The organism is Fusobacteriaceae bacterium (assembly GCA_031272775.1).
Classification (GTDB): Bacteria; Fusobacteriota; Fusobacteriia; order Fusobacteriales; family Fusobacteriaceae; genus JAISST01.
Genome location: JAISTB010000029.1, coordinates 1 through 10,745 on the forward strand (window position 1 = coordinate 1; position 10,745 = coordinate 10,745).

The window sequence follows — 10,745 nt, forward strand, 5'->3', positions numbered from 1 at the left end:
CGCCAGATAGGCGGCGGCATCCTCGGACGATTGAACTTCAATGAACATGAATCCAATGAGTGGTATCTCAAAGGAAGTCTGCATACAGGGCAGATCAAAAATCAGTATGACAGCAGAGATTTGCGGGACCTTGCAGGGACAGTCGCCAGTTACGATAAATCCTCATGGTACCTTGGCGGCCATGCTGAACTTGGCACAACCTGGGAGCTATCTGACAAGACAAAACTTGGACTTGGCGGAAAATTCCTGTTTTCCGTGATTGAAAGCGGTACAGTACATCTTGCAACGGGAGACCCCATTGATTTTCGGCACATGATATCGGAACGGGGGCAGTTGGCATTCTCAGCTCAACATAAAATCAGCGATCGAGTCATTCCATACGCGCGGCTGAGCGCAGAATATGAATGGAAAGGCGAGGCATTGGCAACCACCCATGGATATTCATTACCGGCTCCGTCTTTACATGGCGCCTCAGCAGGCATTGAACTTGGAATTATTGCCGAACCCACGGAAAAAATGCCTCTATCCATCCAAACCGGCATCGTTGGCCTGTATGGAAAAAAAGAAGGCTATCTTGGGCAGCTCAAAATCAAATATACGCTGTGATTCGGAAGAACATCCAAATTTAATTTTTCCCCATTGCAAAAGCCGCTAAACCGTGATATAATAAGTCTATATTAACAACCAGGAGGTATAAATATGAAACCGGAAATCTTGTCTTTTGTGAAGGAAAAAACCAATGTGATCGTGAACGCGCCGTCCTGCTGCAAAGAATTGAAGGAAGAGGCGCAGACGTGGCTGAAGGCTGTCGGAACGCCTGAAGAAGCCGCCGAAACAAAAAAATATCTCGCGGAGCTGGAGGAGGACATCCTCCCCATCGACGGTCTGATCGCCTTTGCCGAGTCCGAAACGGGAACGAAAATTTTCGGCGCCGAGCGCGCCAAAGGGGTCGCGGCCCACGCGAAGGAAATCAAGGCTGCCGGAGCGAAATATTGCGATTGCGCGGCATGTGCGGCTGCCGAAGCCATTTTGGAAAAGAAAGGGAGTATTTTGTAGGAAAAAAGTTTTTGACTGAATTTTTGTCGGATTTAACTTGGAGGCGCAGGATATGCGTCTCCTTTTTTTATTCTTCCAACACCCAGTGGGTCCCCTCCACAAGCCGCATCTTCCCTTTGCTGTAGTCATGTCCGCTCTCGGCGTAATCGTAATGGATCGCCTTGCGGATTTTTTCGTAGCGCGGATTCGGATGGGGGATGCTGGAGATCAGGCTTTTCGTATAGGGGTGAACGGGATTTTCAAAGATCTCCTCCCTTGTCCCCGTTTCCAGCAAATAGCCCAAATGCAGGACGCCGATCCGGTTCGAGATGTATTTGACCATGCTCAGGTCGTGGGCGATAAAGAGATAGGCCGTGCCGGTCTCCTGCTGGATGTCCTTCATGAGGTTGACGACCTGGGCCTGAATGGAGACGTCCAAGGCCGAAATACACTCGTCGGCGATGATCATCTTGGGGTTCATAATGAGCGCCCGGGCGATGCCGACCCGCTGCCGCTGCCCCCCGCTGAACTGCATGGGGTAGCGGCTGGCGTGGGCGACGGAAAGTCCCACCTTTTCCAACATGGCGGCGATCTTGTGGTTGCGCTCGTCGCTGTCCCGGTAGAGGCGGTGGATATCGAGGCCCTGCCCGATGATGTCGGAAATCTTCTTTCTGGGGTTCAGGCAGGACATGGGGTCCTGAAAGACCATTTGCATGCTCTGGCGCAATCTTTTGTTCTCCGCGGCCGGCAGTTCCCCCGAGATATCCATGCCGTCAAAGAGGACTTTACCGGCGGTCAACTCGTAGAGCTTGATGATGGCGCGGCCGATGGTGGTTTTCCCCGAGCCGCTCTCTCCCACGAGGCCGTAGGTCTCGCCGGGATAAATCTCAAAATCGACGCCGTTGACGGCTTTAATGGTCAGGCGCCGGTTTATTTTAAAATGTTGTGTCAATCCCTCCACTTTGAGCAGGGGTTCTTCTCGGACACTCATGTTGTTTTCTCCTTTTCCGCCTTCATTCGCAGCATACGGTCGATCATGTTTCGGAGCTCCACCGGCAGTTCCACTTTGGGCGCTTTGGGGTGAAGGAGCCAGGTCGCCGCGCTGTGGGTCTCCGTGATCTTGAACATGGGCGCGTCCAGCCGTCTGTCGATATTGAGGGCGAATTTGTTCCGGGGCGCGAAGGCGTCTCCTTGGATTTCGCCGGTCAGCGTCGGCGGGTTGCCGGGAATGGCGTAGAGCCTGTCCTCGCTTGTCTCGAGGTTTGGCATACTGCTCAAAAGCCCCCAGGTATAGGGATGACGCGGATCGTAAAAGATTTCGTCGGCCGTTCCCTTTTCGACGATCTTCCCCGCGTACATGACGTTGACGAAGTCCGCCACCTTCGCCACAACGCCCAAATCATGGGTGATGTAAATTACCGAAATGCCGCGCTCTTTCTGGACGTGTTTGATGAGCTCGAGGATTTTTGCCTGTATCGTGACGTCGAGAGCCGTCGTGGGTTCGTCGCAAATGAGCAGCTCCGGATCGCAGGCCAGGGCAATGGCGATGACGACGCGCTGGCGCATACCGCCCGAAAGCTGATGGGGGTAATTCTTAAAACGGTTGACGGGATCGGGGATGCCCACGAGGTCCAGCAATTCAAGCGCTTTGGCCTTTGCCCGGTCCTTGGGCGTCCCGAAATGGGCGATCATGCCCTCCATAATTTGCTTTCCGATGGACATCGTCGGATCGAGAGAAGTCATGGGGTCCTGAAAGATCATGGCGATCCGCCTCCCGTTGATTTCCCGGGCGATGCGCTTGGGTCCCATTTTCAACAAATCGAGGGTAACGGGATCCTGTCCCCGAGGATTGTAGGTAAATTCCATGGTTCCGGAATTGATCACGCCATTTTTGGCCAAAATGCCCATGGCCGCCTTGACGGTGACGCTCTTGCCGGAGCCGCTCTCCCCCACTATGGCCACGGTCTCGCCGCGCCAGACGTCAAGATCGACGCCCCGAATGGCGTGTACGATGCCGCCCACGGTCTTGAAGGAAATATTCAGATTGCGTATGGTCAGGATTTTTACCCGCTCTTCCATGGGAAACCGCTCCTCTCAAAAAGCTTCTCTATCTGTCCCGCAGCGTGGGGTCAATGGCGTCGCGCAGGCCGTCGGCCAAAAGATTGAAACTCAGCATCAACAGCGCCAGCACTATGGTCGGAAAGATGATCATATAGGGATGTGTCGTAAAACTCTTGAAGGCTTCGGAGATCAGGGAGCCCAAACTCGCCATGGGCGCGGGCACTCCGAGGCCGATAAAGGCCAGAAAGGCTTCGGTAAAAATCGCGTTGGGAATGGAGAACATCGTATTCGTCAGCAATTGCCCGAAGATATTGGGGAGTATTTCCCGGAAAATGATAAAGAAATTCGGCGCTCCCAGCGTCCGGGAAGCCAGCACGAATTCCTGCTCCTTCAGCCGCAGCATCTGGGCCCTGGCGATTCTGCTCATGCCGATCCAGCCCGTGATCATCAGGGCAAAGGTAATCGTCGAAAGGCCGGGCTTCATGACGATAATCAGAAGCGTCACAATGACAAGGTTGGGAATGCCGTTGACAACCTCGACGAAACGCTGCATGGCCATATCGGTTTTCCCGCCGAAATAGCCTGAAATAAGGCCGTAACTGAGCCCGAAGAGCATATCCACAATAACCGCCACGAGGGCGATATAAAGCGAGATCCGGGTGCCGGTCCACGTGCGGGTCCAGATATCGCGGCCCAGCGTGTCAGAACCGAACCAGTAATACGTGTCGGGCAGATTTTTTTCTTTGTAGCGGTTGACTTCCTTGACGCCACGGGACATCTGCATGGTCTCGCTGCCGTCAAAAATCCCCCATTTTTCGAGGGCTTTGACCCGCGGCGCGAAATTTTGCTCGGCGATCCGCTGGCTGTTGTAGGTGTAGTCGCTCATGACGGGCCCTACCAGGGCCATGATGACAATACAGAGGATAATCACGAGTCCGGTGACCGCGCCGATATTTTTCCGGAAGCGCATGAAAGCCTCCCGCCAAAAACCGACGGACTCGTAAAGTTTATCGATATGGGCTTCTTCCGCCGCGCCGACCAGCTCGAAATCGTCGGGCAGAAAGCTGATGTTTTCCAGATCTTTTTCCGTCATCGTGGCCTCCTCAATCCCTGGCCAGCCGGATTCGCGGATCAATGAGCCCATAGAGAATATCGAGGAGCAGCATGATCCCGATGTACATGGCGCTGTAAATAAAGGCGATGGCGATCGTCACGTTGTAGTCGTTCCCCTGGATGGAGGCGATCATCAGCGAGCCCACGCCGGGGATCGAAAAGATCTTCTCCACGACGAGGGAACCGGTCATAAGCCCCACGATCAGCGGCGCCAGTACCGTAATAATGGGAATGAGCGCGTTTCTCAGGGCGTGGCGAAACACGAGCCTCGCGCCCGTTATCCCCTTGCTGCGCACAAACATCATATAATCGCTGTCCAGCACCTCGATCATTTCCCCCCGGGTAAAGCGCGAAATACTGGCCAGTGTAAACATCGAAAGGGCGATCGTGGGAAGGACGGATGAAAAAAACCCGCGACTCGTCTGATAGAGCATCGGGAACCATTTGATCTTGAAGCCCAGCGTGTAGGAAAGCGCCAGCGCGAACACGTAGGAGGGCAGACTTACCCCCAGGACGGAAATCACCGTGCACAGCGTGTCCATCACGGTCCCCCGCTTGAAGGCGGCCAGAAGGCCCAGCAGAAACCCGATCAGAGCCCCGAAGGAAACGGCTTGGAAACCGATCCGGACGCTGACGGGCAGTCTGTTTTTCAAAAGCAGCGTGATCGGCGTATTTTTGCTGATGGCGTAGGAAACGCCGAGGTCGCCTGTCACCATGTGACCCACATATTTGACGAACTGCACGGGAACAGGCTTGTCGAGCCCGTATTTTTCATAGAGGATGGCAAGCTGGTCTTTCGTGAGTTTTTCGTCGTTGAAGGGCGAGCCGGGCATGAGCCGCAGCATCAAAAACAGGATAAACAGAATGGTCAGAAGCGTCGCTACGCTGATGGCAAGCCGTTTTAAAACATACTTCCTCATGGGTCTCCCTCGAACAGAAACAGACTTTGCGGGGCGTGGGACTACCCCGCAAAGCCGTTTTTTATCCTTGATTTTCCTTTATTCTTTCACAACGTCCTTGTATACGCGGCCGCCCATCAAATGATAGGCCATGCCTTTAATGTTGCTCTTGACGAGAGCGGCGTCGGAATTCTGATAAATGGGCATAATTACCACATCGTCGGCGGAAATCTTTTCCGCTTTTTTGAGTTCTTCCCAGCGGGCGTTGATGTCCGTGGCGAGCTTTCCCTTCTTGGCGTCCACGATCATGGCGTCATAGGCGGGGTTGCTGTACTTTCCATAGTTGTAGGGAGAATCGGTGATCCACATATCGAGATAGGTCATGGGATCGGCGTAGTCGGGACCCCAGCGGGTCAGACCCAGTTCGTATTCGCCGTTCTGCATGCGGAGCAACCGGTTCTTCTTGGGCATTACCTCAAGCGTAATCGTGAGTCCCGGCAGATTCGTCTGCAGCTGTTCCTGCAGGAATTGGGCCACGTTCTGAGCCGATTCCGTATCCTCTACGACCATGCTGAATTTCAGTTCTTTGACGCCCAGTTCCTTGAGGCCCGCTTCCCAGTTCTTCTTGGCCGCGGCCACGTCATAGGAATTGTAGGTCGGGGAGGTCTCGCGGAAATCCTTGCCGTCGGGGCCGATGGCCAGCCGTACGGGCACGTTGTAATCGGCCACGAGGGATCCGTCTTTCAGGATGATCTCCACGACGGCTTTCTTGTCGAAAGCCTGGGCCATGGCTTTCCGGATATTGAGGTTGTCGAGTCCCTTCGTCTTCAGGTTGGGGCTGATGTACCAGAGATAGCCTCTCTGTACTTTGATGAATTCGGGATCGTCTACGAACTGCTCGGCCTGTTCGCCGTGCAGGGTCATGACGTCGATATCCCCGTTCTGATAGCTCAAAACGGCCTGCTGGCTGTCTTTGATGACTTGATAGTTTATGCCTGACAGGGCAACTTTGTCTTTTTTGTAATATTTTTCGTTCTTGACCAGTTTGAAGCTTGTGGCGGCCGGTTCATACTCGGAAAGCACGAACATGCCGTTGCTCAGGTAGGTCGCGGCGCTTGTGCCGAAATTGCCGCCCGCTTCGTTGTAGAACTTCTCGTTGACCGGGAAGAAGGGCGGGAAGAACATCAGGCTTTCGAAATAGGGCACGGGTACGTCCAGCACCACTTCCAGCGTCTTGTCGTCCAGGGCTTTCACGCCGAGTTCCGTCGGGGCCAATTCGCCCTTCGTGATGGCTTGGGCATTTTTGACGCCCGCCGTCTCCATGATAAAGTTGTATTCGGAAGCGGTCTTGGGATCGACGAGTCTTCTCCACGCGAATACGAAGTCATGGGCGGTCACGGGGGTCCCGTTTGACCACACGGCCTCATCGGCCAGCTTGAAGGTGTACTTCAGGCCGTCGGGGCTTTTTTCCACGGATTTGGCGATATTGGGCCGGTACATGCCGTCGGCGTCCAAGCCGTACAGCCCGTCGACCAGTTGCCGGATAACCTCAAAGGACGTGCCGTCAGTGGCGATCTGCGGATCCAACGAGGCCACTTCGACGTCGATCATGACATTGAGGGCTTTGCCGGCGGCGCTGAGTTTCTGTCCCGTCAACATAAAAAACGCCAGGGACATGACCAGGGCGGTCAGCGGAGTGAATAATTTTGTCCATCTCTTCATAAATTCCTCCTTGTATTTTTGGGGTTTGTGTTTCAAAGTGATTATAGTTCAGTATAAATGTACGGCGAAAATATGTCAAGCAAATTTCTCTTTTTTCCACAGAATGCGTCCCGCTTTTTCTGTTTTAACGCTTTTTGTGCGAATCAGACACAAAAATTTTGATATGATTATAAAATTGCAAAATATAGCGGATTGAATGTGTTTCATTTCAGGAAAACCGCCGTCGCTTGCTTGCCGTAGGGGGTTTTCAGCATCTGCTCAAAGATTTTCATGACCATCAGCGCGTCGTAGCCGCTTTGGTGAAAGGTCCCTTCGTCTTCCGGAAGCCGGATATGGTAAAAGGCGGCCGTTTCCGCCAGATTCGGCCATTTCGGCGTCCCGGGCTTTGAGGATGGGGCCTTGACGGCCATGAGGTTGCCCTTCATCGTGCAAAAGGTCTTTTTCAAGGTTTTTCGCAAAAACGCCCGGTCAAAATCAATATTGTGCGCCACATAGCGGTTGCAATCGGCGGAAAAAGCCTCGAAAGCCTCCTGATCATCCTGAAAATACTTCGGATAGGGGCAGTTCTTTCCTCGCAGCCTTTGGATCGTCGGTCCGTCGAGATGATTGACCCGTATGGCCCCCCAGTTGAAGGGCTCCACGGGAAAGTAGTAGCGCTCAAATTTATCCGTCAGCTCCACCCAGCCCGTTTCCGGATCCACGAGCCCTTTGAGAGCCGAGATCGAAAGGACGCTGCTCTTGTAGCTGATCCCGTTTGTCTCCGTATCGAAAAAAATCACGACGCGGCTGCCGGAATTTTCTTCCATGCCTTCACTTCCTTTACTGCCTATCGTTTCAGCGATTTTTCGTAGACGTATTTGGCTGCCGCCACATCTTCCACGGCGAGGCCCAGGGCCTCGAAAATCGTGATGTCTTCGGAGGTCTTTCTTCCCGCAAGATCGGGTTTCGTCAAAAGATCGCCCAATTCTCCCAGAAAATGGCTGTCGCCAAAGAGCCCCTCGCCTTTGGGAATCAGGAAATCGCCGGCCTCGGCCATGACGGATTCGAGATAATCGCCGAAAAAGCGCCCCGCCGCCGCCAGGTCAGAGCCGATCTCCCGGTCTGTCTTGATGCTCGCGCCCACGGCGTTGATATGAACGCCGGGCTTGACGTCCTTGAGGTACAAAACCGGCGTCTTGGAGGGACTGACCGTGCAGATGATATCGGCGTCTTTGGCCGCTTCGGCCGGACTTGCGACGGATTTAACCGGAATACCATGCTTCGCCGTCATTTCTTCCGCAAAGGCCGCGGCCGAACCGGCGTTGAGGTCATAGACCGCCGACGACGTCAGAGGCCGCACGCAAAGGATAGCCTCCAGATGGGAGCGCGCCTGGGCCCCCGCGCCGATAAAAGCCGCCGTTTTGGCGTCCTTGCGGGCGAGAATGTCCGTGGCCACGGCGCTCACGGCCCCTGTCCGGATCCGCGTGATGGCGTCTCCGTCCACCATGGCCAGCGGTTCCCCGTATTTCGAGCCGTAGAGCAGGACGGAGCCCTGGTGGGAGGGAAAATTCGTCCCGATGTTGCTGTTGAAGATCGTGATAACCTTGCAGCCGAAATATTCCCCGTCGTAGTACCCGGGCATGAGGCCGAGGATGTTCCCGTCGGGGAGCCGCACATAGGTCCGCAGATATTGAACGCTCGTTTTTTCCGCCAGTTTGACGAAGGCCTCCCGCATGAGCGCGATACACTCCGCCATAGGCAGTAATTTCGTCGTTTCGTTGTAATCAATGATTTTCACGCCGTCCTCCTTTTATGCCGTAATCGTTCAAATGCCGGCTGCCGCCAGCGCCTGACGGATATCGGCGATCAAGTCCTCCGTATCCTCGAGGCCCACGGAAAGCCGGAAAAATCCCTTGTGAAATTCCTCGCCGTACAGATATTGCCGCTCGTCATTTTCCCCCAAAAAGACAATCAACGTCTCATCATGCCCGAGGGAAACGGCGTTTGTCATGATCCTGAGCTTGCTCACGAAGCGGTTGTGGCCGTCGTGGTCGCTGTTGAGGCCAAAGGAGAGCACGCCGCCGAAGCCTTCCTTCATCTGCCGGAGCGCCACGTCGTGGTTTTTGTGGGTCGCGAGCCCCGGCCAGGCCACAAAGCGCACCTGGGGCAGGCTCTGTAAAAATTCCGCGATCTTGTGGGCCGAGCGGTTGTGCTGGGGCATCCGCAGGGGCAAAGTGGCCGCGCCCCGCATGATGAGCCACGCGTTGAAGGGGCTGATGGCCCCGCCCAGATTCACCATGGCCTGCCCGCGGATTTCGTCGATCAGTTCCTTTTTCCCCAATACCGCGCCGCCCATGGCGTCGCCGTGCCCGTTGATGTATTTCGTGAGGCTCTCGATCGTGAGATCCGCCCCCAGTTCGTAGGGCCGCTGGTTGTAGGGGGAGGCAAATGTGTTGTCCACGGAAAGGAGCGCCCCCTTTTCATGGGCAACACGGGCGATGGCTTGAATATCGCTGATTTTGATCGTGGGATTGGAAGGCGTCTCAATGTGGACTAATTTTGTATTTGGTCGCATGGCCGCCCGGACGTTTTCCACGTCGCTTGAATCCACGAGGGTCTTTTCTATGCCGGATTTGGCGGGAAAGAGTTCGTTGATGAGCCGGTAAGCCGCGATATAGGTGGAATCCGACATCACAATATGGTCCCCGGCCTTGAGGAACGTGAAAAATACGCCGGAGAGGGCCGCGACTCCCGTAGCCAGCACGACGCAATCGGGCGTCCCGTGCAAAAGCGCCAGTTTTTCCTGCAAATAGCGCTGGTTGGCGCCGCCGTTCCGGGTATAGACGTTGCCGTCGGCCGTACTCCAGTTGATGTTGGACGGATCATAGGGAAGCTCATAGCTGTTTGCCATGGTAATGGGACGGCGAATAGCGCCGGTCTCCCGGTCAACTTCGTTGCCGCCGTGGACGGCCCGGGTCATGAAACCGAAGGAACCGTCGATTTTTTTGGGCATGTGTTTTCCTCCTGAATAATAGAATCCTCAAACGTAATTTTCCGTGAAATTCTCCGGAACTTATTCCTATAGTATCATTTTTGAAAGGAATTTTCAACAGAAAAGTAAAAAGCAGGCCCGTCGGCAAAAAAGGCCGGAATGTGAAAAAGGGCCGCCACGAAATGATTGAAAGCTTCATTTCGGGACAGCCCCGGAGGATTTTACTTTTCCCCGTTGTAGTAGTCGTAGAGCTTTTTGTAGGCGTGAGGCCAGGCCGGTTCCGTGGTCAGGCCGCCGATGGGGGTCGGGATCCGGGCCGCGCCCGCCTTGTGGGTCGCGATGACGCCGTCGATAAACGAACGGAACTGTGATTTCGGGACGGAAAAGGCGATCTCGTCGTCAGAGGTAAGCCCGAAGACCCGTTCGCCGCCGCCGGGAAGCGTGACATTGCACTTGTCCTGACTGTAGGGGACGGAGATCTCACTGCCGCAGCAGCCTCTCCCCGAAAAACGGGATTCCACATAGCCGCCCTTTTCGTAGATGGCGCCCTGCACCATGCGGATGATCTGCGCGCCGTTGCCGTAGATGATGATGACGTCGGGCTCGAAACTCGCCCTGTGGAGCGGGGCAAATACGATGGTTTCCGTATCTTTTACGGGCATTTGGGGCGTCGTGTCCTGCGTCACCTTTCCGGCCTCTAGGCTCCCCGTATAGAGGGGATATACGACGCTCCCATCCTTGATCATGTCGGGAACCTCCGCGTAGCCCAGGATAAACTGCGCCAGCGGGCAGGACTGGTCTTCCATGCTGTATTTCAAGACCGCGCCCAGCTTTCTGGCCATGGTGACGCCCTGGCAGATCGCGAGCCTGTGCCCGAAATCCTTGCGCGGAGACTTTGCCCGGATGTCGCCGGGGACCTCCTCCCCCTTTTTGTAGATTTTGAC

At 54.9% G+C, this 10,745-nt stretch carries 11 protein-coding genes; 2 read left to right on the forward strand and 9 right to left on the reverse strand.

The annotated features are described in order from the left end of the window. Positions 1 to 606, forward strand: a 606-nt coding sequence (locus tag LBQ97_07100; protein ID MDR1832479.1) for an autotransporter domain-containing protein, incomplete at its 5' end; no start/stop codon positions are given. A gap of 93 nt (positions 607 to 699) precedes the next feature. Beyond that, the gene (locus LBQ97_07105; GenBank protein ID MDR1832480.1) at positions 700 to 1,056 is read left to right on the forward strand and encodes a hypothetical protein; all 357 of its coding nucleotides are present in this window, start codon (positions 700 to 702) and stop codon (positions 1,054 to 1,056) included. 67 nt (positions 1,057 to 1,123) lie between these two features. On the opposite strand, the gene LBQ97_07110 is transcribed toward LBQ97_07105, so the two are convergent. The 9 genes from LBQ97_07110 to LBQ97_07150 all read right to left on the reverse strand — a co-directional run. Then, positions 1,124 to 2,026, reverse strand: a complete 903-nt coding sequence (locus tag LBQ97_07110) for an ATP-binding cassette domain-containing protein (GenBank protein MDR1832481.1) — start codon at positions 2,024 to 2,026, stop codon at positions 1,124 to 1,126. Next, positions 2,023 to 3,114, reverse strand: a complete 1,092-nt coding sequence (locus LBQ97_07115; GenBank protein ID MDR1832482.1) for an ABC transporter ATP-binding protein — start codon at positions 3,112 to 3,114, stop codon at positions 2,023 to 2,025. The genes LBQ97_07110 and LBQ97_07115 overlap by 4 nt, the downstream gene beginning before the upstream one ends. 28 nt (positions 3,115 to 3,142) lie before the next feature. Next, positions 3,143 to 4,189: an ABC transporter permease gene (locus LBQ97_07120; protein MDR1832483.1), complete on the reverse strand. Its 1,047-nt coding sequence runs from the start codon at positions 4,187 to 4,189 to the stop codon at positions 3,143 to 3,145. A gap of 10 nt (positions 4,190 to 4,199) precedes the next feature. Next, complete coding sequence (locus LBQ97_07125) at positions 4,200 to 5,129, reverse strand: ABC transporter permease (protein MDR1832484.1); 930 nt, start codon at positions 5,127 to 5,129, stop codon at positions 4,200 to 4,202. Between the two features lie 78 nt (positions 5,130 to 5,207). Then, complete coding sequence (locus tag LBQ97_07130; protein MDR1832485.1) at positions 5,208 to 6,830, reverse strand: peptide ABC transporter substrate-binding protein; 1,623 nt, start codon at positions 6,828 to 6,830, stop codon at positions 5,208 to 5,210. A 203-nt stretch (positions 6,831 to 7,033) separates the two neighbouring features. After that, entirely contained in the window at positions 7,034 to 7,636 is a 603-nt protein-coding gene (locus LBQ97_07135) for a 3'-5' exonuclease (GenBank protein MDR1832486.1), read from the reverse strand. A 20-nt stretch (positions 7,637 to 7,656) separates the two neighbouring features. Next, positions 7,657 to 8,607 (reverse strand): hypothetical protein, encoded by a 951-nt coding sequence (locus tag LBQ97_07140; protein MDR1832487.1) that lies wholly within the window; start codon positions 8,605 to 8,607, stop codon positions 7,657 to 7,659. A 27-nt stretch (positions 8,608 to 8,634) separates the two neighbouring features. Beyond that, positions 8,635 to 9,822 carry a PLP-dependent aspartate aminotransferase family protein gene (locus tag LBQ97_07145; GenBank protein ID MDR1832488.1) on the reverse strand — a complete coding sequence of 396 codons (1,188 nt, stop codon included), beginning with the start codon at positions 9,820 to 9,822 and terminating at the stop codon, positions 8,635 to 8,637. A 200-nt stretch (positions 9,823 to 10,022) separates the two neighbouring features. After that, positions 10,023 to 10,745, reverse strand: a 723-nt coding sequence (locus LBQ97_07150) for a DUF169 domain-containing protein (protein ID MDR1832489.1), incomplete at its 5' end; no start/stop codon positions are given.